Here is a 24521-nt window from a genome sequence, read left to right as displayed (position 1 = left end):
GGCCGCCACAGCACGATGTCGGCGAGCTTGCCGGTCTCGATCGAGCCGACCTCGTGCGCGAGGCCGTGCGCGATGGCGGGGTTGAGGGTGAGCTTGGCGATGTAGCGCAGCACGCGGGCGTTGTCGTCGCCGGGGCCGTCGCCGTCCATCGGGCCGAGCTCGGCCTTCATCTTCCCCGCCATGGCGAAGGTGCGCCGCACGGTCTCGCCCGCGCGGCCCATGCCCTGCGCGTCGGACGAGGTGATGCCGGCCACCGCGTCCCGGCCGAAGGGCAGCGTGGGGTTGGTGGAGGACCCGATGACGTTCGGCACGCCCGCCATCTTCAGCACGTTCGGCACGTGACCACCGCCACACCCCTCGATGTGGAACGCGTGGATGGTCCGCCCCTCCAGAACCTTCAGGGTGTCCTCCACCGACAGGCACTCGTTCAACCCGTCGCTGTGCAAGGCCACTTGGACGTCGTGCTCCTCGGCGACGCGCAGCGCGGTGTCGAGGGCGCGGGTGTGCGCGCCCATGTCCTCGTGCACCTTGAAGCCGCTCGCGCCGCCCTCAGCCAGGGCCTCGACCAGGGGCGCTTCGTGGGAGGCGGAGCCCCGGGCCAGGAAGCCGATGTTGACGGGCCAGGCGTCGAAGGCGTTGAACCCGAGCTTGAGCGCCCAGGGCGAGTTGACGCCCACGCCCCAAGCAGGCCCGATCTCCTGGCCGATGATCGTCGTGACGCCGGAGGCCAGCGACGCCTCCATGATCCGCGGGGAGAGCAGGTGGACATGCGTGTCGATCGCACCAGCGGTGGCGATCAGCCCTTCACCGGGAATCATCGTGGTACCGGTGCCGACGACGACGTCCACGCCGTCGAGGGTGTCCGGGTTCCCGGCCCGCCCGATCGCTGCGATCCGGCCCTCGCGAATGCCGATCGACACCTTCCGGATACCGAGCACAGCGTCGATCACCAGGACATTGGTGATGACGACGTCGCAGGTGTCACGGACCGCCGCGGCCTTCAGATGCATGCCGTCACGGGCGGTCTTGCCGAATCCGGCCAGGAACTCGTTACCGTACGCCTGCGAGTCCGACTCCACGCGGACGACGAGCCCGGAGTCGCCGAGCCGGACCCGGTCCCCGGCGCGAGGGCCGTGCACGGTGGCGTACTCGTGCGGGTCGATGTATCGGCTGCTGCCCGGCGCGCAGTGGTCACTGTGCCTGCTGGGCCTGCTCATCGCCCTGCTCCTTCCGCTCCCAGGTAGCCGCAGGTGGCGGCGCGGTGCAGGGCCTCCTCTTTCGCGCCGGGCGCGTCCAGCTCCCCGTCGACCAGGCCCGCGAAACCGATCGCGATCCGCTCTCCGCCCATCGGTACGAGCCCGACCTGGACGACGGCGCCGGGGTCGAACCGTGTGGACGACCCGGCCGGGGCCGCGAGCCGCATGCCGTAAGCGGCCTCGCGGTCGAAGTCCAGGCGGGGGTTCGCCTCGAAGAAGTGGAAGTGCGAGGTCACACTCACCGGGACCGTAGCCGTGTTGCGGACCTCCAGGGCGATGACCGGTTCCGGCCGCGGAAGGGCGTCCGCGTGCGGCAGGACGGCGCCGGGTGCGCCGTCCTGGTGCTCCACAGCACCGAACGGAGCACTGATCACGGCCAGGCGGGTGCCGTCGTCGAACACCGCCTCGACCTGGATCTCCGTCACGACGTCGGTGACGCCGGGCAGCACGTCGTCGGGGCCGAGCACGCTGCGGCCGCGCTTGAGGGCGTCAGCCAGACGCAGGCCGTCACGCGCTGCCTCGCACACCGTGTCGGCGATCAGCGCGGTCGCCTCCGGCACATTGAGACGCAGTCCGCGCCCGAGCCGTGTCCGTGCGAGCTCGGCGGCCGTGAAGAGCAGCAGCCGATCCCGCTCGGTGGGCGTCAAGGGCATGCCGCCCCCTGACTCACGGACCTGGTCACACGCATGGGCCCATCCCTTCTCAGGAGTGTCGGACGTGGAACGTGCGGCTCACAGTGACACTGACTGAAATTCCAGTCAAGGACGTGTGCCGACGCGCATGCAGGGCGGGGGCAGGCGTGTGCGGTGACGGCCACCGTGACAGACCGAGACCGCGAGACCGGTGCCGATCGTGCGCAGGGGAACGAACATGGGCGCCCCTTACGCCAGGGCGGAGCCGTAGACGGCAGAGCCGCCGACCATCACGGTGTCGATGATCCCGACATCACCGACGAGCAGGGCGACCCCGGCGAGGGAGAGGGTCAGGCCGGTGAGCACGCCCCCGGCTTCGCCCCGTGTCGTGAGGAGGCCGGGAGGGCCGACTGATGGCGACCACACCCGGGGTGGCCGGGTTCGCGGTGGCCCCGGCCACGTCCTGCGCGTCCGGGACGCGCTCGGAGTGGGCCCGCAGGCAAACGGTGGCCGCAGTGCCGTCCGGGCCCAGACGCGCCTTGACCCGGGGCCTCCATTAGCGACCCAGTCGTGCGACCTCGGCCTCGATGGCCTCGCTCATCAACGTCCGCGCGTGGGCGATCTGGAGCATGCCGCTGAGCCAGCGCATGCTCAGACCCTCCAGAAGGGCGGTGAGCCGCTCGGCGGACGCGGCGAGGGCCGCCGCCGGGGCCATGGGCCGGACCTGGCCCAGCAGGGCCGCCACGTCCTGGACCCACACCAGCGTGGCTCGCGCCAGGTCTTCCCGCAGGGCGTCGTCGAATACGGCGCTGGCCCGCAACTCGCCCCAGGCGCTGCTGTTCTCTCTGACTTCGGTCGTGTCCTGGAGTTCCAGCAGAAGCGTCTGGTCCAGTTCATCCCGCGGGCTGAGCGGTTCGGCATCCGGATCGACGTGGGTCGTGTAGCGCTCGGCGCGGTCGCTGATGAACTCCAGCGTCTTGCGCAGGATCCCGGTGCGATCCTTGAAGTGGTAGTAGATCAGCGCGGTGGAGACGCCCGCCTCTTCGGCCAGCTCCTCCACGCGGAGTCCCCGGACTCCCCGCCGGGCGATCACCCTGGCGGCAGCTTCGAGGATCTGAGTGCTGCGAGATGCCATGACCTGAACCCTATCCGGCACCTCCCATCTGCGGAATTACGACTCTGGCGACCTGATACGGCTCTGCCGACCCGATACGGGGCTACCCGCCCGATACCGAGCTGTGGCCGCCGATCCCTGATGCGGCCCTCTCACAACAACAGACTAACAATTCAGTCAGTATGCAACACTGTTGGTTCAGACCACTCATGAGGGGATCACGTGGCGACGGACCGTCGAAGGGCCATCCTGGAAAGCGCCGCCCGAGTCATAGCCCGGCGAGGAGTCCGGGGACTTCGCATGGAGGAGTTGGCAGCCGAAGCAGGGGTGTCGACCGCGCTGATCTACTACCACTTCAAGGACCGGACCGGCACCCTGCGTCACACGCTGGAGTTCATCAGCGACCGAGCCGGACGCTACACGTCCGATGGGGACTCCACCGCCGAACCGCACAACGCCCGCCACGAACTCGAACAGTCCCTCCTCCTGGAATTCCAGGACGCTCCCGAAGTCCGCGAGAACAGCACGGCGTGGGGCGAGCTGCGCGCCAGCGCGGTCTTCGAGCCCGAGCTGCGCGGCGATCTGGCCAGCGCCACGCTGGCCTGGATTCACGAGGTCGCGGCGCTCCTCGGCCGCATCCAGCCGACAGCTGCCGCACCGGCTCTCACCGCATCCGCCGAGAGACTCACCGGGCTCCTGGAAGGACTCAGTACGCGCTGGTTGAGCGGTGCACTCCCGCTGTCCCACGTCCGTGAACTGGTGCGGGAGGCGGTGTCCGTCGAGATTCAGCACCTGGCTCGCTGACGGCGAGCGCACGGCGTGCGGGCGCACCGGCAGCAGGGCAATGGCCAGGTGGGCGGCGAGCAGTCGCCGCGCGGGGCCTTCAAGCGCGCGTGGTGGCCCCACCGCGACCCCGAGGACGGCCTGTTCCAGCTCCTGGACCGGCGAACGAATCCCGGCCAGTGGCTGCGGGCCTCCTGCCGCACCCAGACCCCGCTGATCAAGCAGACGTCTGGGGGCACAGGCAGTCCCACCCCACCGGGGACGAGATAGTCGGTGCTGACCGAATCCGCCGCGGCCGGTCCGCGCTCGGCGGTGCGGGACCACGCCGGGCTCTCGCCTGCTCAAGGCTCCTGGCCATCTGGCCCCGTATCGCCTTCTCGGCGGTGGGGCCGCTCTGGGCTCGGCGGACTCCAGGCACCACAGCCGAACCCGGTCGGCACCGCGGCCCTTGACCGCCACATGGTCGTCCTCGACGCATCCGCCCAGCTCAGGCCCGTTGTCAGTGGCACAGGCAACAATCCACGTATGACCTCACCCCAACACCTCGACGAGCTCCTCACCGGCTTAGGCCTCGCGGAGGCCGCCACGTTCACGGCCGTGCGCGGCGCCGACGAGGACGCTGTGATCCGTCACTTCGGCGGCGACCCCGACCAGGCCCGCCCCATGAGACTTGAGGAACTGCGCGACCACTACGACGGGGACCTCATCCTGGTCTCCCGGTCAGGGCCGACGGTCGTCGTCGTGGAGAACAACAACTACCAGGGCTCACGCGAGGAGGTGCTGCGCCCTCTCTCCCGCCTGGGCCGCACCGCCAGCGCCTACTGGAACGTCAACGCGGTATCGCGTCTGAGCCTGGCCGAGGACGGACTGATCCAGTCCGCGCTCGACATGGTCGTCCCCGAGGACCCGTTCGGCGCGCGCCCCGACGCCTGGGATCCCCTGCTGGAGGGCCTGGCCTTTGGGGTGAGCCCTGGTTGGGGCGAGGGCCTCACGGCTGTTGAGCGCGCGACAGGCGCACAGTTCGACAACGCGTGGGTCCGAGGCACCCACCGCGCTGTCGCGATCAAGCCGGTACCGGAGTACCTCCTTGGGCAAGGGATCGTCGACTCCCCCCTGCTCAAGCGAGAGCCCTTCGTGAGCTACCTGGCCGACCTCGGACCCGCCCTGCTGGGGCGGATGCGCCGCCACGCCCTGGACCTGGCCCTTGCACACACCGACCTACGCCACCACTCCCTGGCCCTCGCCGCCCTCACAGCGGAAGCGATCCCGGCCACCGCGAGAGAACGGCTGCGCGACGACCTCACCGCCGCACACGACCAGGCACTCACCGAGTCCCGCGCCCTACGGGCCGAGGAGGCCGACGACTTCGAACCCGAGTGGGAGCGCCCCTCCCACCGTGTCTTCCAGCAGGCCATCGTCTTCGGCGTCCTCGCACGGTGCACCGCAGCGCAGCTGCCCACTCCAACGGACCGTCTTCCGGACATCCTCAGCTCGCTGACCACAGCGATGACCGGCGAGGGCGAACGCGTCGAGGAGTTCTGGATGCTCGCCCACCTGCACGACGCGGCACAACGGGCAACCCGCTGAAAGGAGCACTGCCATGCCCTTGCCGGACCCCGGTGATGAGCTGTCGCTCGTCCTGCGTACTCACTTCGGCGACGCCCCTGCCTGGGAACAGGCCCAGGCCGCACTCGACGCCGCCGACCCCGACCTTTCCGTCCACGGCACCTACGTGAGCGATCCACGGTTCGCCCCGGCCGGTGTCCAGTCGCCGGTCGAGGAGGAGGCTGCCGCCACGGAAGGCCAGCAGATCCACCACGTACGGGCCCGGGCACACCGCCATCAGCTCCCCCTTGCCGTCCTTCGCCGACGGCAAGCCGCTCAGCGGATGGGCATGTACGAGAAGTACGGCTGGGTCGGGTCGTTCCAGGAGAAGCCTGGCGGGACCAGGGATGTCGGACTGTCCCGGCAGGCGGCGAGCACGCAGCCGAGCGCGAGGCGCAGAACCACCTTCTGACACCACACAGCCACTCCTCGTTGAGCAGGAAGCCAAGGGCCTCGCCACGAGGCCCACCCCCATGCTCAGCCACCACCGCACATCAGTCGATCACTTACAAGAAGGACAGAACGCCTCGAACCCGTCGACCACGCGTGGGCGGCGGATTCGGCTGCCTGTTGGCTTCCGAGGTCGCCATAGGGCCGTTTTCCGCCGCGGCCGGGGCACCCTTGGTACCTATTAGGTACCATCGAACTATGCCGTCACTGAATGTGTCCTTCACGGACGAGGAGATGGAGGCCGTCCGCGCGGCCGCCGCCGCGGAGGGCAAGAGCCTCAAGCAGTACCTCCACGACCTCGGCGTGCGCGAGCTGCACCGCAAGCAGTTCGTCGCGGGCTGCGGAGCGTGGGCGGACCGCCTGCGGGAGGAGTTCGACGAGGCGTTCCCCGAGGAGAAACCACGCGGCAACGGGAGTGACGGGGCCGCGGCCGCCTGATGGTGACGTACATCCACGTCTCCTGGCTCCTCGACGTCCAGGAGGCCGCGCTCGAGCACGAAGACGTGACCGTCTCCGACTACTCGGCACTGGTGGCAGCCGTCGCACGGCACAAGACACGGCTGCCCACCCTGGAGACCGCCGACCCCGACGCGGCATGGCGAGCCGCCGCGCTCTTGCACACCATCGCGCGCCTGGAGCCGCTGCCGTATCGCAACAGCCTCTTCGCCGCGTTCGTCGCCGCCCAGTACATGGCCCAGTCAGGCGAGGGCATCGACCCGCCCTACGGAGCCCTGTCGGACTTGGTGCGGAAGGTGCGGGACGAGCGCATGAGGATCAACACGGTCGCCGACGCGCTGCGGTCCTGGAAGATCTGATACTGGGCCTCGAAGAAGTTCCAAGTCACCTTTGACTGCGCGGAACCAGGGGGAAGGCCCTGAAGAACCGGGTGCACCTCGATGTGCGGGTCGGCACCGGTCTCGTGGGCGAGGAACGCCTCGCCGCGATTGGGGCCGAATGCGCGCGCGAGGGCAACGAGTTCCGCATCGACTGAGCGCCGTGCGATTCCTGCCGTTCAGCGGGCCACCACATCTGGCTTGATCTGCGCGAACAGGTTACCGAGACGGTGTCAAAGGGGTCGGTTGTGCCGATCACTCTCTTAGGCCCGCGGCACGCAGGTAGGCCGTCACAGTCACCTGTTGTGAACAGTGCGGTGCGGCCAGTCCGTGTTTCGGCGAGGCAGGAAAGGCGAGGAAGTGATGGCTTCTACACCCAGAGAGCCCTACGGAACCGTCGTGAACGAATCGGGCATCAACGTACGGGAGTTCCCCAGCACGGATTCGTCCGTCGTCGCCAGGTTGCCGTACAGGTCCACGGTCGGCCTGCGATGCAAAGTGAGGGCCCAGGTCGTCGACGGCAACGACGTTTGGTACCTGCTGCGCGACCGCGCGGGATGGGTCGCGGCCCGGTACGTGGACAACACCGGCAACGTGAGGTTGTGCAAGGACGTGGCCGCCGGGGGCGAGGGTGCGGCAGCGGAAGGGGATACGGCGGGGTAGCGGAAGAGAAGACAAGGCACTGGCAGTCGACAGCCGGGCGCTGCGAGGGCACCGACCGCCAACAGGGCGCCGCAGCGGCTTGCTGACATCCGTCGCCCGCTGCCCGACCGCCACCTGACGTGCACCGTTCCAGGCAAGTTCGCACAGGGCGAATCGCTCTTTCAGAGCTCCCCGAGGTGCTGTGCGATGTCGTCCGCGTCGGGCAGGCCGAGTTCGTGGAAGATGCTCTGCGCGCGGTGGTAGTGCTCCTGAGCCCCGGCGGTGTCGCCCTGGGCCCGGTGGGCGTGGCCGAGTTGGGCGAGGGCTCGGGCGAGGATGCCCGCGTCGCCGCGGGCCTCGGCGATGTCGCGGGCCCGGGCGGCGTGTTCGGCGGCATCCGCGGGTCGTCCCGAGAGGTTGTGGGCCTGGGCGATCGCGCCGAGCAGGAGGCCCTCGCGGAAGCGGGAGCCCGTCTCGCGCCACAGGCGCAGGCTCTCGTGCAGGCTGTCGAAGGCCTCGGGCGTCCGCCCAGTGCGCAGGCAGACCTGGCCGAGGTTGTGCAGCGCGTTGGCCTGGCCCGCGACGTCTCCGTTCGCCGAGGTGACGGCGACGGCCTCGCGGCAGTGCGCAAGGGCCTCCTCGGGCCGGCCGGTGGCCAGCAGGGCCAGGCCGAGGAAGCCGAGCGCGTACGCCTCGACGCTGCGGCTGGCCAGGGCCCTGCCATGGGTCAGCGCCTCGGCCAGCATGGCGTGCGCGGCGGTGAAGTCGCGCAGGGCAAGGGCGCCTCCGCCCCGGGTGATCAGGACGTGGGCGAGCAGCGTCCGGTCGCCGGTCTCCCGGCACAGCTCGATGGCCCGGTCCAGGGAGGGGGCGCCGAGCCGCATGGCGAAGCGGTGCTGCACGGAGCTGCCCAGCATGTACAGGGCGCGTGCTTCCGCGGTGCGGTGACCGGCGGCGCGCGCGGCCTCGGCGAGGGTCCGGGCGGCGCGTTCGATGCCGTAGGGCTGCGCGCCGAGGCGGCCGAGCGGGTCCGCGGCAAGGAGCAGGTCCGCGCAGACGGTCAGCGATACGGAGGCGTCGCCCACCGCCTGCTCGACGAGCCCCAGGAGCGACGTCTGCTCGTCGAGCAGCCAGGCCACGGCCTCTTGCCGACCTGCGAAGCCCAGGCCTTCGTAGCGCAGCGCGGCCACGTGCCCGGGGAACACGTCGTCGGGCAGCGACGCCCGGTGGGCGCCGAGGGCGGTAGCCAGGGAGAACTCCAGCAGGCGGGTGAGCGCGGCGGTGCGCTCGTGGTCCGGCACCTCGGCGAACGCGGTCTGGCGGGCGAAGAGCCGGAGCAGGTCGTGGTAGCGGTAGCGGCCGGGGGCGACCGACTCGAGCAGGCTCAGGTCGACCAGCGACTCACACAGCTCCTCCGCCTCCCGCTCCGGCCGGGCGAGCAGCGCGGCGGCGACGGGCACGCCCAGTTCGGGCGTCTCGGGCAGCGCAAGGAGTCGGAAGGCGCGGACCTGCTCGGCGTCCAGCAGTTCCATGCCGAGCCGGAAGGTCGTCTCCACGGCGGTGTCCTCCGCCCTCAGCGCGCCGAGGCGGCGGCGCTCGTCCGCAAGGAGCGCGGCGGTCTCGGCGAGCGTGTGGTCCGGCCGGGCGACGAGCCGGGAGGCCACGATGCGGATGGCGAGCGGCAGATGGCCGCAGGCGTCGAGCACCTCGGCGGCCGCCTCCGGCTCGGCGGACACGCTCGGTTCGCCGATGATCCGGGTCAGCAGTTCCAGGGCCTCTGCCCGCACCATGGGCCGCAGGTCCACCAGGGTGGCCCCGGTCAGACCGACGAGCCGGGAGCGGCTGGTGAGCAGCACCGCGCTGCCGGGCGCGCCGGGCAGCAGGTCGCGTACCTGGGCCGGGTCGCGGACGTTGTCCAGTACGACGAGCGTCTGCCGGGTGGCGAGCAGGGAGCGGTAGAGGGCGGCCCGCTCCCCGGGCAGTCTCGGGAGGTGTCCCGCGCGGACGCCGAGGACGCACAGGAAACGACCGAGGACCTCCATGGGTTCCGCGGGCCGGGGGTCGGTTCCCCGCAGGTCCGCGTAGAGCTGCCCGCCCGGGAAGCGGTGGCGCATCCGCTGGGCCACGTGGACGGCCAGGGCGGTCTTGCCGATGCCGCCCATCCCGCTGATGGCGCTGAGGGCGACGATCCCGCCCTTCTCCAGCGCGGCGCACAGCCGGTCGACCTCGTCTTGCCTGCCTGTGAAGTCAGCGACGTTCTGCGGCAGTTGAGCCGGTCCGTGGGGCCCGTCCGAAGCTCTGAGTCCGGCCGCTTCGCGCGGCTGCCGACCGGGTCCGTCGGTGAGGATCTTCTGCTGGATGCGGTCCAGGCCGGGCCCCGGGCGGATGCCCAGTTCCTCGGCGAGCGTACGGCGTACGTGCGCGTGGACGTCGAGTGCCTCTGCCTGCCGCCCGGCGTGGTGCAGCGCTGTCATCAGCAGTTCGTGGACCCGCTCGCGCCACGGGTGTTCGGCGGCAAGGGCGCGTAGCGGACCGATCGCGGAATCGTTCCCGCCCAGCGCGATCTCGGCCTCCCAGCGGGCCTCGACCGCCGAAAGGCGCAGCTCCTCGAGCCGGGTGCGCTGGGCCTCGGCGAAGGGTCCGGGCACACCGGCGAGCGGCCTGCCGTGCCACAGGTCAAGGGCGGAGACGAACAGTGACCGGGCCCGTTCAAGATGGCCGGCGGCCCGGGCCCGCCGTGCCTCGGCCGTGCGGAGTTCGAAGACCGTCAGGTCGACGTCCTCCGGGGCGATGTGCAGGGTGTAGCCGTCGCCCGTCGTCAGCAGCGTGCGCGCGGCGGCGCGGGGTGCCCGGTCGGGTTCGAGGAGTCGACGCAGGGTGAAGGCGTGGGTGCGCAACGACCCCATCGCCCCGGGCGGGGCCTCGTCGCCCCAGACCGCGGCGATCAGGTCCCAGGCGGACACGTGGGTACGCGCCCGCAGCAGCAGCACCGCGAGCACCGCCTGCAACTGAGGCGCGCCGACGGGCACTGCGGCCGACCCGTTGTGCACGCGAAGGGGGCCGAGAACGGTGAAGCGGCAGGCGGCTGCTCGTCCGGATTCGTCGCCGGAGGAATGGCCGGGCGAGGCAGTGGGGGGCATGGGGGTGTCTCCGAATGACGTACGGACCAGGTGGCGTGGGGGCCTTGTGACGAGAGGTCACGGGAGGGGGGTCACGGGAGGGGGCTCACCCGTGATGCCGGTGACGCCGTGCCGGGTTCGGCGCGCGAGGAGGGCAAGACCGCTCTCGCCGAGGAGTCCCGTGCCGGTTCGGACCCGTCCTGGCGTCCGGGCTCGTCGCCGAGCAGGGCGAGGAGGTCGTCGGCCTCCGGCATGCCCAGGCGGGCGCAGATGTCGTACGCGGTACGCCGGTGCGCCCGGGCGCCGTCGTGGTCGCCGAGCCGGCCGAGGGCGGAGCCGAGCACGGCCAGCGCGTGTGCGCGGCCCCAGTCGTTCCTGACCTCTTCCAGCGTCGCGGCCGCGGTCCGGGCCAGCTGCTCGGCCTCCTCGGCACGGCCGGTGGCGAGCCGGTTCCCCCCGGGCCGGTCCTCCCCGGGCCGATTCGCCGCAAGCGGGTTCTCCATGAGCCAGTTCTCCCCGAGCCGGTTCTCCGCGAGCCGGAAGAGAGTGAGCCCTTCCCACAGCCGATTGCGGCGGTCGCGGAAGAGGGCCAACGCCCCGGTGAGACGTTCGGCGGACTCGGCGCTCCGCCCGGCGGCGTCGAGGACGACGCCCAGGTCGTACAGGGTGAACCCCATCCGGCTGCCGTCGCTCATCCGCTGATGGACCGCCAGGGCCTCCTCGGCGTCCGCGACCGCCAGGTCCGTCTCGCCCGCCGACTGGCGCAGCCGACAGCGCGCTCCGAGGAAGTTCGCCTCGCCGAACCGGTCGGCGTACGTCTGGAAGACCTCCGACGCCTCGGTGAGGAGGGCGCGGGCCTCGTCGTAGCGGCGCAGGTGGTACGAGCAGCGCGCAAGCAGCACCAGGGCGTCGGCCATGACGAGCGCGTCGCCTGCCGCGCGGCTCGCCGCCACCGCCTGGTGGCAGACGGCGACCAGTTCACGAAGGCGGGCCGTGTAGTAGTAGCCGTGGCCGAGGGCGAGGTAGGCGCGTCCCGCGCTGCGCCGGTCGCCCAGGCGGAGCGCCGTGGAGACCACCGCGTGGGCCGCCTGCTCGAACTCCGGCCCGGGGCCCCCGCGTTCGAGCAGCTCCTCCATCATGAGCAGCAGATCGGCCGCCGGGGCGACGGCGTGGGCGGGGGCTTCGGCCGCTTGGCGTACGGCCGCGAACAGGCACGGTGCCTCCTCGGTCAGCCAGGCACCGGCGTCCTCTGCCGTGGCGAACGAGAGGCCGGGGGCCGTCGCGGTCACCCCCAGGCGTTCGGCTCTGCCGAGGGCGCCGGGGTGCGAGGCGCGCACCGTGGCCAGCAGGAAGTCCAGCAGGCGGCGCAGGCTGGCGGCCCGTCCCTCCGGGCACTCCTCCGCGCTCGCGCGTCCACGCGCGTAGAGGCGGAGCAGGTCGTGGTAGCGGTAGCGGCCGGGAGCAGGGGATTCCAGCAGGCTGACGTCGACCAGGGACTCACACAGCGCCTCGGCCTCCGGTTCCGGCAGGCCGAGGACGGCGGCCGCGGCGGCGGACGAGACGTGCGGGCCGTCGGGCAGGGCGAGCAGCCGGAAGGCGCGCTGCTGGGCCGGACGGAGGTGGGCGTGGCCGAGTGCGAAGGCGGCCTCGACGGTCAGGTCGGCGACGCGCAGCTCCGCCAGCCGGCGTTGTTCGTCGGCGAGTCGGCCGTGCAGCGCGCCGAGCGGCCACGCGGGGCGCGTGGCAAGGCGGGCCGCCACGATCCGTACGGCCAGCGGCAGGTGGCCGCAGGCCGACACCAGCCGGGCGGCGTCGTCCGGCTCGGCGGCGACGCGGTCCCCGCCCAGGACCTTGGCGAGGAGTTCGAGTGCCTCACCCGGGGTCATGACGTCGAGGTCGACCAGGCGCGCGGACGCCACCGCCGCGAGCTTGGTGCGGCTGGTGACCAGGACGGCGCACGAGGGCAGCACGGGCAGGAAGGGCCGCACCTGCTCGGGGCCGTGGGCGTTGTCGAGGAGTACGAGTACGCGACGTCCGTCGAGGCGGGCGCGGAAGAGCGCGGAGCGTTCCGCCAGGCCCTCGGGTATCGCGGAGTCGTCCACACCGAGGGCCCGCAGGAACGAGCGCAGCACGGTGGCCGGGTCGGCCGGGTGGCCGCCGACGCTCTGCAGGTCCACGTAGAGCTGTCCGTGCGGGAAGTGCTTCCGCACCCGGTGCGCGACGTGCACGGCGAGGGCGCTCTTGCCCACCCCGCCGACTCCGGAGACCGCCACCATGGCGGCGACGCCGGGGCGCTCGGACGTCAGCAACGCGCACAGGTCCGCCACGAGCGTGGCGCGGCCGGTGAAGTCGGCGAGGTCCCCGGGGAGCTGGGCGGGCAACGGCGGCGCGGCCGGGTCCGGGAGCCCGGTGCTGCCGGTGGTGTCGGGTGCCGTGAGCAGGTCCCGTGCCTCGGCGAGGTCGCGGCCGGGTTCGAGCCCGAGTTCCTCGTCAAGGAGCAGGCGGGTCGCGTCGTAGACCGCGAGCGCTTCGGCGGGCCGGCCGTCACGGTGCAGCGCCCGCATCTGGAGGGCGCGCAGCCGTTCCCGGAGCGGATGGCGGGCGGCCAGGACGGCGAGCTCCGCGAGCACCGACTGCGGGCCGTCCAGTTCCAGGTCGAGCTCCAGGCGGGCTTCGAGGGCCGTCACGTGCTGGTCGGCGAGCCGGGCGCGGTACGCGTCCAGGGCCGCGCCGGGGACGCCCGGCAGGGGGTCGTCCTGCCAGGATTCCAGCGCGAGGCGCAGCCGGGCACGGGCCTCCGCGAGCTGCCCGGCCGCCCGGGCCCGGCCCGCCGCGGCGACGTGGTCCTCGAACCGGGCGAGGTCGACGGCCTCGCGCGGCACGTGCAGCGCGTAGCCGTCGGGGACGGACACCAGGACCCGGGGGGACTCCCCCGCGGCCCGCTCCGGCTCAAGGAGTTTCCGCAGCCGCGAAGCATACGTCCGCAGGGCCCCCACGGCGCGGGGTGGCGGGTTTCCGCCCCACAGGGCCTCCACGACGTCGCCCACCGAAGCGGCCCGCTCCTGGCGCAGCAGCAGCACCGCGAGGAACGCCTGCTGCTGCGGGGAGCCGAGCTCCAACTCCGTGTCTCCGCGCCACGCGCGCAACCGGCCGAGCAGCGCGAACCGCAGCCCGGTGTCCCCCGTGACCATCTTCCGCCCCACCCCATTGACGCTTTCAGGCACACCTGCCGTGCGGCGGCACCCGGCCCCGTCTTCCTGCCACGGGCACTCGGCGCGCGACCGTCCCCGTCGTCCCCACGGCGTGCACTGGCCTGAATCCTATCTGGGCGATGTCCTTCAGAACGTCGTCGGGCTGCCATCGGGGCCCGGCCTGCGTGCGGGTGCCCTGGCGCCACCGCGCCTGGCGGAAACCAACGCCTCCGCTGTCGTCCCCGTGCTGGGTGCCACCTCCGCGTACGCACTCTCCGAGGAGCGGGAGCCAGGTGTGGTCCCTTCACATGTGGGCCAGAACCCATGGTGAGTTCAGTACTGCCCGTCGACCGGAATCCAGCCGGACCATGCCTCGGGCTGGTAGAACTTGCCGTTGTCGCCGTTGTAGCGCATGACCCGCAGGCGCACGTTCCCGTCTTCGCGGTAGTCCTTGTTGCATGTCGCCCATGTGTCCGCGCCGAGCTTGTTGACGCAGACCGCGGCGGGCCGACCGTAGTCGGTGTAGACCCCGACGGCTGCGGACATGCCGTCCTTTTCCGTGTCGCGGGACCAGACGATGTCGCCACCGGGCTGGAAACAACCCTTGACACCGTAGGTGGAAGTCGTTCCGAGGCACGCGCCGGATGCCGCGGCGGTCTTGAACGTTCCTCCGCTGAGGGGATCCGCGGTCCCAGGCGCCGGGGCGGTGCCCTCGATTATCTCCACGTCTCCCGGCATCTGGACTTCCTGAAGGCCCCCCGACGAGTCTTCAGCCAGGGCCGGCGCCGAAGCGACGACCGAGAGTGCCAGTGCTGACGCACCAGCGAGAACGCTCAACTTCACAGACCAGTTCGCGCGCACGATCCACTACCCCCGCCCCCTGACCTCTGGTTCGAGGCCACTGATTCAAATCTGAACAGGACGTGAGGTTAATAGATCTTCACACTCGGTGGAAGCAATCCCAGCCACCGGGCCGCTCCTCCACACCGTCTCGCGACCTATGCCTCTTCGCGCAGATCACCGGCTAGCGTCGCTCGCTCACTCACTCACTCACTCCAGGCAGTCATGACCGCAGAGCGACATGCCGTACGGAACCTACTGCTCATCAGGCGATCCGGCACCCGGCTCGCCGTCGGTGCTCTCGGAGAACGAGAGATCGAGGGCGCACTTCTCCGGGATCTCAGCAGCGGAGGTCGCGCACTCCGTAGCATCCGCCTCGTCCTGCCCACCGATCTTCGGTGCGCCCGCCTGGCGCTTGCCCGTCTCGATGTGCCCCTTCAAGCCCTCGGCAGAGGTGGGCTTTTCAGGGGCTGCAGGACCTGCGGGCCGGGTGGTGTCCTTGGCGTCCGAGGAAGATGAGCAGGCAGTCGCGGCCGTCGTAGCGCACAAGACGAGTGCGGCAGAGGCCGCGACGGTACGAAAGCGCATTCAGATCCCCCTACGCAGACGCTCAGACATTCGGATCATGAGTCGATCCACCATGCCACATCACGCGGCACGGAAGGCCGGGAGAGCGCGAGGAATTGATGCCGGCAGGCGACATACGCACTGGTGAAACAGCACAGAAGCCGCGCGGGATGACGTTCAGGACCAACGGATGGCCGTCTTCTGGACTTCACAGCGCGCGGCCGTCGGCGGCGCGTCATGCGAGGCCGGGAGCTCTCGCCCCAGGCGCGCAAGCGGAGAGAAGGCCATCACCACCGGGGACAGCATCATGCCTGCCGCCGTCACCAGCAGGCTGAGGCGCAGCCCCCACTCCTCCGCGAGGAACCCGCCGAGCAGGGAGCCGAGCGGGGTGAGCCCCATGCCGACGAACGTGATCGTCGCGGCCGCGCGGCCCTGCATCTCATCCGGAGTGACGGCCTGCCGGACCGCCATGACCGCCACATTCACCAACTGACCGCCGATCCCGAACACGAAGCTGACCGCAAGGAGCGAGGGAACCGTCACGGCGGAGGAGCCGCGCAGCGCGGGCACGCCCAAGAACACTCCGTCGCCGACGGCCGCCGCGCACACGAGCACCGCGCCATAACCGAACCGGCCCGGCAGACGGGCAGCCAGCACCGACCCCACCAGCGCCCCCGGCCCCGTCGCCGCGAGCGCCAGTCCTACGGCGGTGCCCGACAGGTGCAGTTCCCGTGGCAGGAAGAGCAGGTAGACGGTCATCACGGCAGCGAAGAAGAACTGGAAGGCGGCCGAGGCCAGACACACGGCCCGAAGCGTGGTGTCGCCGACGACGAAACGCAGCCCCTCATGGATGCGCCGCCAGACCCGAGGAGGGCATTCCGGGCGCTCGGGGAGCGCTTCGGCCCGGCGGATCCGCCGGATCGACAGGAACGACAGCGCGAAGAACAGCGCGCTGGTGGCGGCAGCGATCGGTGCCGACAGCAGGGACACCAGCGCACCGCCGAGAGCGGGACCGCCGACCTGCGCCGCGGATCTGCTGCCCTCCAGCGCGCTGTTGCCTCGCACCAGTTGGTCGCGTGCCACCAGCCGTACGAGAGACGTCTGGTACGCCACGTCGAAGAACACGGACAGGGCCCCGACGGTGAAGGCCAGCGCGAGCAGGCCCGGCAGGGCGAGCCAGCCGAGGAGACCGGCCACGGCGGCAGCAACCAGGACCAGGGCCCGCCCGGCGTCCGTGAGCACCATCGTCGTGCGCGTACGCCACCTGTCCACCCACGCGCCGACGAAGAGCGAGAGCAACAGGATCGGCGCCTGCCCCACCGCGCGAAGGGCGCCCACCTGGCCGGCGCCGGCGCTGAGCGTCAGGACGGCGAAGAGCGGCAGCACCACCAGACTTGCCTGTTCACCGAACTGGGAGGCCGTCTGACCCACCCAGAGTCCGCGGAAGTCGGCGTCCCGCCACAGCCTTGACGGAACAGGTCGACCGGAATCGGATGCAGCAGAGGAAGAGGAAGAAGCGGACGGCACGGAGGTCCCTTGGGTTGCCGACTACGAGGCCCGCCACCGAGCGCATGAAAGGCGCACCGGCAGTTCGGGCAGGAAAGGGCTCGCTGTGCCGCAACATCAAGGGCAGCACGCGATGACAGGCCGGTCACGGCCAACACGTCAACGCGCGCTCGGAAGACCGGGCATGTCCCGCCTCCTCGTAGGTGACTCGCTACGCCGGAACTCTAGCTGTCGACGCGAGGCCGGGCCCGGCAGGCCTCAGGTAGCCCCCGCGTCTCCCCCACGCGGAGGAGACGTTCCGCACCGCCGAAGGACGCGGGGCCGCCCGGGGTGAAACGAGCATGGGGATGCCGTAACTCCCCTGCAAAGGAAGACCACGATGAGCGCCACCCACCACCAGACCGTCCTCGACGTGCCGCGTCGCATCAAGTGGGCGGCGTACGCCATCCCCTTGTGCGCCCTGCCGTCGGGGCTGTGGCGCATCGCGCTCGTCGTCGGCTGGCCCGACTGGTACGCAGGGCACGTCTGGCTGCCGGGGGAACGGCCGTACGTGCTCTCGCTCTCGCTGGTCGCCGAGTGCCTGGCGCTGCTCGCCCTGGGGCTGGTCCGGCCCTGGGGCGAACGCCTGCCCGCCTGGGTGCCGTTCGTCGGCGGCCGCGCGGTGCCGGTCCGCGCGGTCGTCGTCCCCGCCTCGATCGGCGCTGCCCTGGTCACCGCGCTGGCCGCGTACGTCACCCTGAACTACGTGTTCAACTTCGTCGCCCCGCTGAACGACACAGGCGAGGCGTTCCCCACCAGCGGCCCGGGGGCGTGGGCCCTGTGGGCCTGCTACGCCCCGATCCTCGCCTGGGGACCGCTGCTGGCCGTGGTGACACGGGCCTACCACCTGCGCCGGGCCCGGGGCCGGGGCCGGTGGCGCTCCGGTGCCGCTGCGGCCGGTGCGAGCCGGTGCGCCGTGGCGCGTCATCCCACGACGCGCCCCGCTCCTGGCGCTCCCCGGATGTGACGCACGTCCCTGACTCCCGGGTGCAACCCTCACCCCCACCCGCCGGTCTCCCCTAGGTCCAGACCAATACCTCAGGAGAGACCTCCCGCATGACCACCCGCACCACCCCCAGGCGCCTCGCCGCCGCCACAGCGGTGGCCGCCGCCCTGACGGCCGGCCTCCTCGCCGTACCGGCCACGGCCGCGGCCGCCCCCTCCCCCTCCCGCCTCAGCGGCGACTTCAACGGCGACGGCTACCGGGACGTCGCCATCGCCGCCCCGGCGGCCACCGTCGGCGGCAAGAAGTGGGCGGGGCAGGTCGTCGTCACGTACGGCACGGGTCAGGGCCTGGCTTCGACGTCGAAGCGGAGTGTCATCAGTCAGAACTCGCCCGGCGTCCCTGGGGCGGCGGAGAAGGGCGACGAGTTCGGCCGGCAGATCGCCGTCGCGGACCTCAACGGCGACGGCTACAGCGACCTCGCCGTGGCCGCCCCCAAGGAGAAGGCGGGCCGGAAAGAGGCCGCCGGGGCGCTGGTGATCGTGTGGGGTTCCCGCGCGGGCCTGTCGGGCGCGACGACGGTGAAGAACCCCCAGCCCCTCTGGGGGAGCTCCTTCGGCATCGGTCTGGCCGCCGCCGACTTCACCGGTGACGGCAAGCCGGACCTGGCCGTGGCCGCGCAGAGCGACACGGGCCGCAACGCGTACCGGATCCGCCTGATCCGGGGCCCGTTCACCAAGCAGGGCCGGACCGGGAAGGTCACCACCTACCAGGCCCCGCTGGAGCGGCCCGGCCTCACCGCGGGGCACATCAACGGCGACAAGAAGGCCGACCTGATCGTCACCGGCCAGCAGACCGGCAAGGACGTCCTGGGCGCCGCCGTCTTCTACAAGGGCACCGCGTCCGGCCTGGCCAAGGGCGCCAAGCTGCGCGCGGGCAGGACGGCCGCGGTCGGCGACCTCAACGGCGACGGCTACGGCGACATCGCCCTCGGCAACCCCGACGACCCGGACGAGGAGCCGTCCGGCTCCAAGGGCGGGGAGATCAGCGTGATCTACGGGACGAAGTCGGGGCCGAGCAAGACCCGTCGCAAGACCCTCACGCAGAACAGTGCGGGGGTACCCGGCACGTCGGAGACCGGGGACAACTTCGGCTCGGCCGTCGCGATCGGCGACTTCGACGGCGACCGCCGCGCGGACCTGGCGGTCGGCGTGCCCGGTGAGACGTACGGCAAGGACCCCTATGTCGACAGCGCGGGTGCCGTGGTCTACCTGCGCGGCTCGGCATCCGGCCTGACGACGGCGGGCGCGACGGCCGTGCACCAGGACAGCGCGGGCGTCCCCGGTACGCGGGAGACGGCCAACAGCTTCGGCGAGGCGCTGCTCGCCACCGACGTGAACGGGGACGGCCGCGCCGACCTCACGATCGCCTCGTCCCAGGCGAACGCCGACGAGGGCGCGATCTGGCACCTGCCGGGCGCGCGGGGCGCCGTCCCGTACTCCACGACGGACTCGACGGGCTTCCGGCCGGGGCAGCTCGGCCTGTCCAAGAAGTACTCGTGGTTCGGCGCGATGCTCGCGGGCTGACGCATCACCAGCGGGCGGTCAGCATCTGCTGTTGTCGGCCGCCCGCCGGGGGCACAGACAGATAGTGGCCCCGGCGGTGACGCCTGGGGTCAGGCGAGGGTGAGTGGTCCGTCGACCAGGTACGCGGCCAGTGGTCCGGTCATCCGGGACCGGGTCGGCGGGTGCAGGGCCAGCTTGTTGGCGCAGGTGGCGAGGTAGTCGGCCTCTTCGGAGGCCGTGGATTTGTGGTCGCCGAGCAGTTCGACCGCGCGTGGGACCACACGGGAGAGGGTGTCCTGTACGCCGTACCGGACGTACAGCGACTGGGCGAGCGTCGACTCGTCCGGGGCGCCGTCGTCGATCCGGCGGGCGATGCCCTCCGCGGCCGACATCGCGCCCTCGGCCTCCACCAGCAGCTGGACCCGCTCGGACTCGGGCACCCGGTTGTCGAGCAGCACGCGCTCGATCAGTGCGCTGGCGGCCCCGAGGCAGCTGCCGGTCATCAGCAGCTGGAACCACGCGAAGCCCGCGGTCAGCAGTGCGCCCAGCTGCCCGTCGAGGTCCGAGGACCGCACCAGCAGCTCCGGCGCCACCAGTACGTCCTGGAGGGTGACCTGCTGGCTGCCCGCCTTCGCCCCTGCCTCACTGACGCTCACGCCCTCGCTCTCCGCGGGCACCAGCGCTATGGCCAACTCCCCGCCCGGGCCTTCCGAGCGGGGGACCATGACACTCACCATGAGCAGGTCCATCGACCGAACCAGCCTGCCCAGGTGTGTCACCCCGTTGACGCTCACCCCGTCGGGCTCCACCGTGGCGGTCATCGATGGGGAGAGGATTCCGGCGTCGGGGCTCTCCTCGGCGAAACCGAACGCCACAAGGCGGTTGCTGGCGGCCACACCCTCGACCAGCATCCACTCCAGGTCATCGCGGACAGCGGCCAGCGCGACCAGGGTGGCCATCGAGAAATGGTGCACGGTGGTGGCCATGGCCAACGACGGTGACCTGCTGCCCAGCGCCCGCTGCACCCGCAAGGCGTCCAGGGCGGTGCCTCCCAGCCCGCGATCGGCCGCCGGCGCCAGCAGCCCGGGGCCGCCGCTGTCTTGGAAGAGCTGAATGCCGGAGCCGCTCGGGCTCTCCAGCTCCATGAGGGATACCGCCCGCAGGCTCTCGTCAAGGCCCGGCAGCAGCTTCTCCACCGTGGCGCGTTCCCGCTCCAGAAATCGCATGCCCTCCCCCACCCCTCCGGGACGACGACTCGGCCGATAGCCCAAACTTGCTCTCAACACCCGGGAGGCACAAGGACGTTGCCATATCCCCCCGGGCTCTTCCAGGAAGGCAGGGTACGCCGTGGGCGTCGAGATAGAACTGCATGCCGAGCGACCCGTCCTGGACTGGAAACGGTCCAGGACGACTCTGATTCATGGGTCGTACGAGCATGGCGACGCGCTTGCCGAGGTGTTGCTCGGCATCGACGAGACCACCCGAGGCGGCCTTGGGCGGGTGGATCCGTACGGAGACACGCTGTTCAACGAGCAGCAGGCGCAAGCCGCGCTGCGGGAGGTGCCAGAGCTGTTCGAAGACTGCTCCGGTCCATCCCACAGGGCCGCCGTCCTGGACCTTCAGCAGTTGCTGCGATCCTGCTCGCAGACGCCAGGCAGCTATCTGTGGTTCGTCGGCGACTGACCATCCGCCCGGCTCCCGCTCGGGGCTCGCCCTCGGCCGGCTCACAGGCCCGTTCCGTTTGGTTCGGCGTGCGGACGGGCCGGAGGATGGTGCCCACAGTGGGGAGTCCGGCCCTGCGAGAGGGGACGAAGCGATGACATTGCGTTCCGATGTGGCCGAGTTGCTGGCGGGGGCCGGCATCCTCGACGTGGACGTCGACGAGGCCCTCGCGGACGAGCACGTCCGATCGTCCGCGTACCAGCGCGTCGTCTCAGTGACCGCTTCCTCGCGGAGCCGCGACCGGGACCGCGCGATCGTCGCCACGATCCTGCGCGACCCCCACGAGATGGGGTCCAAGACGGCGGTGGTCGCCCTCGTGGACAGGATCGTCATGCAGATGACCGGTCCTGCCGAGTTCCGGCAGTGGTCGGCCGAACTGCTGCCGGAGATCGACCAGCTCGAAGCGGAGGCGTACCGCGAGTTCATCCGCCGCCGCATCCACGACTGGCTGTTCTATCTGTCCGTCGAGGACGGTCACGTGCCGACAGCGGTCGAGTTGGCGAAGGTCACGTACTGGATGCAGCGCGTCCTCGCCGAGCAGTCGACGTCGCCGGAGGTACTCACCCTGCTCGCCGGGTCAGGGTGCAGCAAGAAGATCCGAAACATCGCGAAAGACCGGGCCGGTAGTCGCAAGCTGAGAACGCGATGAGTCAAGAGTGGCGATCGGCGGGCGCGCAGACCGCCGCACCCTCAAGAACCGCGTCATGGCCCGCGGTCAGGCTGCACGCATCACCCTTTAGGCCGATCGGGGGAAGGCGGAGCGGTCTCCTTCGATGTGGGCCCGCCAGCTGCGGAAGGATGCGTTCCATGCGAACCACGAAACGCGTCCTCCTCGCGGCTGCGGCCGCGTCACTGCTGGTGGCGGGCCACGGCGCAACCGCCGCGGCCTCCGCGCCCGCACCCACGCCCGTACAGTCCACGTCGACACCCGGGCCAGGCTGGCACCACGTGGCGGACTTCCCTCCGGCCGAGGAGAACCGCTGTCATGAGCGCGGCCGGTGGTACTTGGAGAACGGCGTACGCGCCTACGAGTGCCGGGCCGCCGGAGTCTGGGAGTTGTGGGTCCTCACCGAGCCCTCCTGACCGGGGTCGGGGCCGGAGTGGCGGATGCCGCCGGGACCTGGTTTCCCGCCCTCGGCCTCCGCCCTCGGGCCCTTCAGGTGGGAAACCGGCTGTTGCAGGACGAGGCATCCGCCTACGGGCGCTGAGCGAAGCCAGTCGCCCCTTCGCCATACGCGCCGACCTCGTTGGTCACTCCTTCAGGGCGTAGAAGTGGATGGGTGAGTTCGGCAGGAATCCGATGCGCGGGTATACGGGTGCCCCGGCGACGGTCGCGTGCAAAGTGGCGCGGGTCAGGCCGGTGGCCCGGGCGCCCTCGTGCAGGGCCTTGCGCGTGACCGCCTCGCCGTAGCCCCGGCGCTCCCACTGCGGGTCGGTGGCGACGAAGGCGACGAAGAGGCGCCCTTCCGCTTCGACCGTAGCGGCGCTCGCCACCGGGACGTCGCCCCGCATGCCCAGGTAGGCGTACATCTCGCTCTTCCAGTGGGCAGAGCCGACCAGGCCGTCGCGGCCGTCCTCCAAGGGGAGCCCGTAGGCGCGTGATTGGAGGTCCGCATAGGCCTGCAAGTGCTCGTCGGTGCGCACGCGTACGAACGTCAGGTCGGGGTGGACCGGGTCGGGGATGGGCAGCAGGTCTCCGGCCATGCCCGTACCGGGAAAGGCGTGCTGCAGGCCGGCCTGCTCGGCCGCCGTGGGCAGCGCGGTGCGGGCCTCGTCGTCGAGGAGTCCCTCGAAGAGCCACAGGAAGCCCGGGTGCTTCTTCGCGCGCATGATGTCCGCCGCCTGGCTCAGACGCTGCGCGACGAGATCGGCTCCTGCTCCTGGCTCGGTCAGGGTGATGCAGTTGTAGAACCCGAATCGGCAGTCGGCCCAGCGGACGGCGATGCCGGGAAGGTCGCGCACATCCGCGTCCGCGTCGCGGTCGAGCACCAGGGCACGCCAGGCCACGGTGAGCTGCTGTGCCGATTCGATGGACTCCGTGAGGCCTGTCACCGTACTCCCAGGGGGTGTTGAGGTCGTGGAGGGCGTGGAGGGCCCAGAAGCCCCGGACCCTGGAGCGAGCGGCCCCAGAGCCTCAGGGCCGGGGGGAACCGCACCTGCGGCACTCGGTTCCGCTGTCATCAGATGATGCCTTCGAACTGCTTGTCCTCGGTGGAGGTGTGCGAGCGCGGCACGTGGTACGAGCCACGTCCGAAGCGCCGCCACACGGCGGCTATGAGGAAGGCCACCACCACGGCCACGGGCGTGTAGTTGAAGGTGTTGGCGGTGATCGGGCTGCTCTGCGGCAGCAGGAACAGCACCGTGACCGCGGCCGCCCACAGCACCGCCACCCAGCCGATCGGACGGCTCCAGCGGCCCAGGTGCCAGGGCCCCGGGGTGAACCGGTCGCGGTGGAGCAGCCGCAGCAGCACGGGGATGGCGTAGGCCGAGGTGAATCCCACGGCCGAGATGGCGGTCACCGCCGCGAACGCCGTCGAGGAGTACAAGGACGGCAGCGCGAGCAAGAAGGCCACGGCGACCGCGAGCCAGACCGCGTTGGCGGGGATGGCGGTGCGGCGGCTGACCTTCTTCCAGAGCTCCGAACCGGGCAGGGCGCCGTCCCGGGCGAAGGCGTAGATCATCCGGCTGGCGCTCGCGGTCACGGTGTAGCCGCACAGGAACTGGGCCACGATGATCACGAGGAGCAGCGCCTTGGCCGCCGCCATGCCCAGCGCGTCCAGGAGGATCTGCGCCACGGGCACGCCGGTCTCGCTGCCCAGGGTCCCGGCGTAGTCCTGGATGGCGAAGAGGAGGGTGGTCAGCAGGATGCCGCCGGCGATCCAGGACACCGCCACCGAACGGAAGATCCCGCGGGCCGCGGCGACGGAGGCGTGGTTGGTCTCCTCGCTCAGGTGGGCTGAGGTGTCGTAACCGGCCAGGGCGAAGACCGGCAGCAGCATGCCGAGCAGGATCACGTACACCGGGGAACTCCAGCCGGTGTTGTTCGTGAACTCGGAGAAGACGAAGCCGGCCGACTGGTGGTCGGAGGGCACGAGCGCCAGGGAGCCGATGATGACGACGGCCCCTGCCAGGTGCCACCACGCGCTCACGGACGTCAGGATGTTCATCAGCCGGGTGCCGAAGAGGTTCAGGATCGCGTGCAGGGCGAGGATGACCGCGTAGATGACCAGCAAGGAGCCCGAGGACGCCGTGTAGTCGAATTGCAGGTTCAGCCACGCGGCGGTGAACGTCGCGATGCCGAAGTCCTGGGCGGCGATGCCACCGAGCAGGCCCAGGAGGTTGAGCCAGCCGGTGTACCAGCTCCACCGCTCGCCGCCGAGCTGGCGGGCCATGTAGTACAGGCCGCCGCTGGTGGGGTAGCGGGAGGTTATCTCCGCCAGGGCCGCGGCCAGGCACAGCACCAGCGGCCCGATGGCGAGCCATCCCCACGTGATCACCGCGGGGCCGCCCGAGTTCAGGCCGTAGCCGAAGAGGAGCAAGGTCCCCGACATGATCGAGATCACCGACAGGGAGGCCGAGAAATTACCGAAAGCGCCCATCCGGCGGTGCAGTTGCTGGGTGTAGCCCAGCGACTGGAGGATGCGCGCGTCCTCCCCGTCGTCGTGGACCGGGTTCGGCTGCTGGTTCGGTGGTCTTACCGAAGTCATTGGTTCT

At 71.1% G+C, this 24521-nt stretch carries 22 protein-coding genes and 1 pseudogene; 12 read left to right on the top strand and 11 right to left on the bottom strand.

Going from position 1 to position 24521, the window contains the following annotated elements; genetic code table 11:
- From IG74_RS0135285 to IG74_RS0135270, 3 genes are all read right to left on the bottom strand, one after another.
- Window positions 1–1217 (bottom strand): urease subunit alpha (locus IG74_RS0135285; RefSeq protein ID WP_051856024.1); only part of this gene is annotated, 1217 nt, incomplete at its 3' end.
- Window positions 1214–1909, bottom strand: coding sequence for an urease subunit gamma (ureA, locus tag IG74_RS0135280; RefSeq protein ID WP_030685638.1), 696 nt, complete (start codon window positions 1907–1909; stop codon window positions 1214–1216). The genes ureA and IG74_RS0135285, both read right to left, overlap by 4 nt.
- 535 nt (window positions 1910–2444) lie before the next feature.
- Entirely contained in the window at window positions 2445–3023 is a 579-nt protein-coding gene (locus tag IG74_RS0135270) for a TetR/AcrR family transcriptional regulator (RefSeq protein WP_030685636.1), read from the bottom strand.
- A 201-nt stretch (window positions 3024–3224) separates the two neighbouring features.
- On the opposite strand from IG74_RS0135270, the gene IG74_RS0135265 reads away from it, so the two are divergent.
- From IG74_RS0135265 to IG74_RS0135235, 7 genes and pseudogenes are all read left to right on the top strand, one after another.
- The gene (locus IG74_RS0135265) at window positions 3225–3806 is read left to right on the top strand and encodes a TetR/AcrR family transcriptional regulator (protein ID WP_030685634.1); all 582 of its coding nucleotides are present in this window, start codon (window positions 3225–3227) and stop codon (window positions 3804–3806) included.
- A 504-nt stretch (window positions 3807–4310) separates the two neighbouring features.
- A complete protein-coding gene (locus IG74_RS0135260; RefSeq protein ID WP_030685632.1) occupies window positions 4311–5372 on the top strand; it encodes a DUF6461 domain-containing protein in 1062 nt (353 codons plus the stop codon).
- 13 nt (window positions 5373–5385) lie between these two features.
- Entirely contained in the window at window positions 5386–5802 is a 417-nt protein-coding gene (locus IG74_RS0135255) for a DUF6924 domain-containing protein (RefSeq protein WP_030685630.1), read from the top strand.
- Between the two features lie 236 nt (window positions 5803–6038).
- Window positions 6039–6278 (top strand): hypothetical protein, encoded by a 240-nt coding sequence (locus IG74_RS0135250; RefSeq protein WP_030685628.1) that lies wholly within the window; start codon window positions 6039–6041, stop codon window positions 6276–6278.
- Window positions 6278–6655: a hypothetical protein gene (locus tag IG74_RS0135245; RefSeq protein ID WP_030685626.1), complete on the top strand. Its 378-nt coding sequence runs from the start codon at window positions 6278–6280 to the stop codon at window positions 6653–6655. Before IG74_RS0135250 ends, IG74_RS0135245 begins: the two co-directional genes overlap by 1 nt.
- Before the next feature lie 38 nt (window positions 6656–6693).
- Window positions 6694–6804: pseudogene (locus IG74_RS52345) on the top strand (VOC family protein); the annotation flags it as partial.
- Window positions 6805–7072: 268 nt separating this feature from the next.
- A complete protein-coding gene (locus IG74_RS0135235) occupies window positions 7073–7336 on the top strand; it encodes an SH3 domain-containing protein (protein WP_234334549.1) in 264 nt (87 codons plus the stop codon).
- A gap of 161 nt (window positions 7337–7497) precedes the next feature.
- On the opposite strand, the gene IG74_RS0135230 is transcribed toward IG74_RS0135235, so the two are convergent.
- The 5 genes from IG74_RS0135230 to IG74_RS0135210 all read right to left on the bottom strand — a co-directional run bounded on the left by IG74_RS0135230 (window position 7498) and on the right by IG74_RS0135210 (window position 16559).
- Window positions 7498–10455 carry an AfsR/SARP family transcriptional regulator gene (locus tag IG74_RS0135230; protein WP_030685621.1) on the bottom strand — a complete coding sequence of 986 codons (2958 nt, stop codon included), beginning with the start codon at window positions 10453–10455 and terminating at the stop codon, window positions 7498–7500.
- Window positions 10456–10526: 71 nt separating this feature from the next.
- The gene (locus tag IG74_RS54280; protein WP_158857879.1) at window positions 10527–13625 is read right to left on the bottom strand and encodes an AfsR/SARP family transcriptional regulator; all 3099 of its coding nucleotides are present in this window, start codon (window positions 13623–13625) and stop codon (window positions 10527–10529) included.
- A 333-nt stretch (window positions 13626–13958) separates the two neighbouring features.
- The gene (locus IG74_RS0135220; RefSeq protein WP_030685617.1) at window positions 13959–14486 is read right to left on the bottom strand and encodes a hypothetical protein; all 528 of its coding nucleotides are present in this window, start codon (window positions 14484–14486) and stop codon (window positions 13959–13961) included.
- Window positions 14487–14720: 234 nt separating this feature from the next.
- Window positions 14721–15053, bottom strand: a complete 333-nt coding sequence (locus IG74_RS0135215; RefSeq protein ID WP_030685615.1) for a hypothetical protein — start codon at window positions 15051–15053, stop codon at window positions 14721–14723.
- Window positions 15054–15209: 156 nt separating this feature from the next.
- A complete protein-coding gene (locus IG74_RS0135210) occupies window positions 15210–16559 on the bottom strand; it encodes an MFS transporter (RefSeq protein ID WP_078869303.1) in 1350 nt (449 codons plus the stop codon).
- Between the two features lie 358 nt (window positions 16560–16917).
- Between IG74_RS0135210 and IG74_RS0135205 the strand changes: the two genes are divergently transcribed.
- Both IG74_RS0135205 and IG74_RS0135200 read left to right on the top strand, forming a co-directional pair.
- Window positions 16918–17544, top strand: a complete 627-nt coding sequence (locus IG74_RS0135205; RefSeq protein WP_051856016.1) for a hypothetical protein — start codon at window positions 16918–16920, stop codon at window positions 17542–17544.
- Between the two features lie 89 nt (window positions 17545–17633).
- Complete coding sequence (locus IG74_RS0135200) at window positions 17634–19106, top strand: FG-GAP-like repeat-containing protein (RefSeq protein ID WP_030685609.1); 1473 nt, start codon at window positions 17634–17636, stop codon at window positions 19104–19106.
- 89 nt (window positions 19107–19195) lie between these two features.
- Here the strand turns inward: IG74_RS0135200 and IG74_RS0135195 are convergent, their stop codons facing one another.
- Window positions 19196–20311 carry an acyl-CoA/acyl-ACP dehydrogenase gene (locus tag IG74_RS0135195; RefSeq protein WP_030685606.1) on the bottom strand — a complete coding sequence of 372 codons (1116 nt, stop codon included), beginning with the start codon at window positions 20309–20311 and terminating at the stop codon, window positions 19196–19198.
- 121 nt (window positions 20312–20432) lie between these two features.
- Here IG74_RS0135195 and IG74_RS0135190 point away from each other — a divergent pair, with 121 nt between their 5' ends.
- The 3 genes from IG74_RS0135190 to IG74_RS0135180 all read left to right on the top strand — a co-directional run bounded on the left by IG74_RS0135190 (window position 20433) and on the right by IG74_RS0135180 (window position 21890).
- On the top strand, window positions 20433–20768 hold the full coding sequence (locus IG74_RS0135190; protein ID WP_030685603.1) for a hypothetical protein: 336 nt from the start codon (window positions 20433–20435) through the stop codon (window positions 20766–20768).
- Window positions 20769–20901: 133 nt separating this feature from the next.
- Window positions 20902–21456, top strand: a complete 555-nt coding sequence (locus tag IG74_RS0135185; RefSeq protein ID WP_030685601.1) for a hypothetical protein — start codon at window positions 20902–20904, stop codon at window positions 21454–21456.
- Between the two features lie 158 nt (window positions 21457–21614).
- Window positions 21615–21890: a hypothetical protein gene (locus tag IG74_RS0135180; RefSeq protein ID WP_030685598.1), complete on the top strand. Its 276-nt coding sequence runs from the start codon at window positions 21615–21617 to the stop codon at window positions 21888–21890.
- A gap of 168 nt (window positions 21891–22058) precedes the next feature.
- On the opposite strand, the gene IG74_RS0135175 is transcribed toward IG74_RS0135180, so the two are convergent.
- Entirely contained in the window at window positions 22059–22859 is an 801-nt protein-coding gene (locus IG74_RS0135175) for a GNAT family N-acetyltransferase (protein ID WP_030685595.1), read from the bottom strand.
- A gap of 128 nt (window positions 22860–22987) precedes the next feature.
- A complete protein-coding gene (locus IG74_RS0135170; RefSeq protein ID WP_030685592.1) occupies window positions 22988–24514 on the bottom strand; it encodes an amino acid permease in 1527 nt (508 codons plus the stop codon).
- Window positions 24515–24521 lie beyond the last annotated feature (7 nt).

The sequence above is a fragment of the Streptomyces sp. NRRL B-1347 genome (assembly GCF_000720325.1).
Taxonomy (GTDB): domain Bacteria; phylum Actinomycetota; class Actinomycetes; order Streptomycetales; family Streptomycetaceae; genus Streptomyces.
Note: the sequence above shows the minus strand (reverse complement) of the source record. Positions and strands in the feature narration are given on the sequence as shown.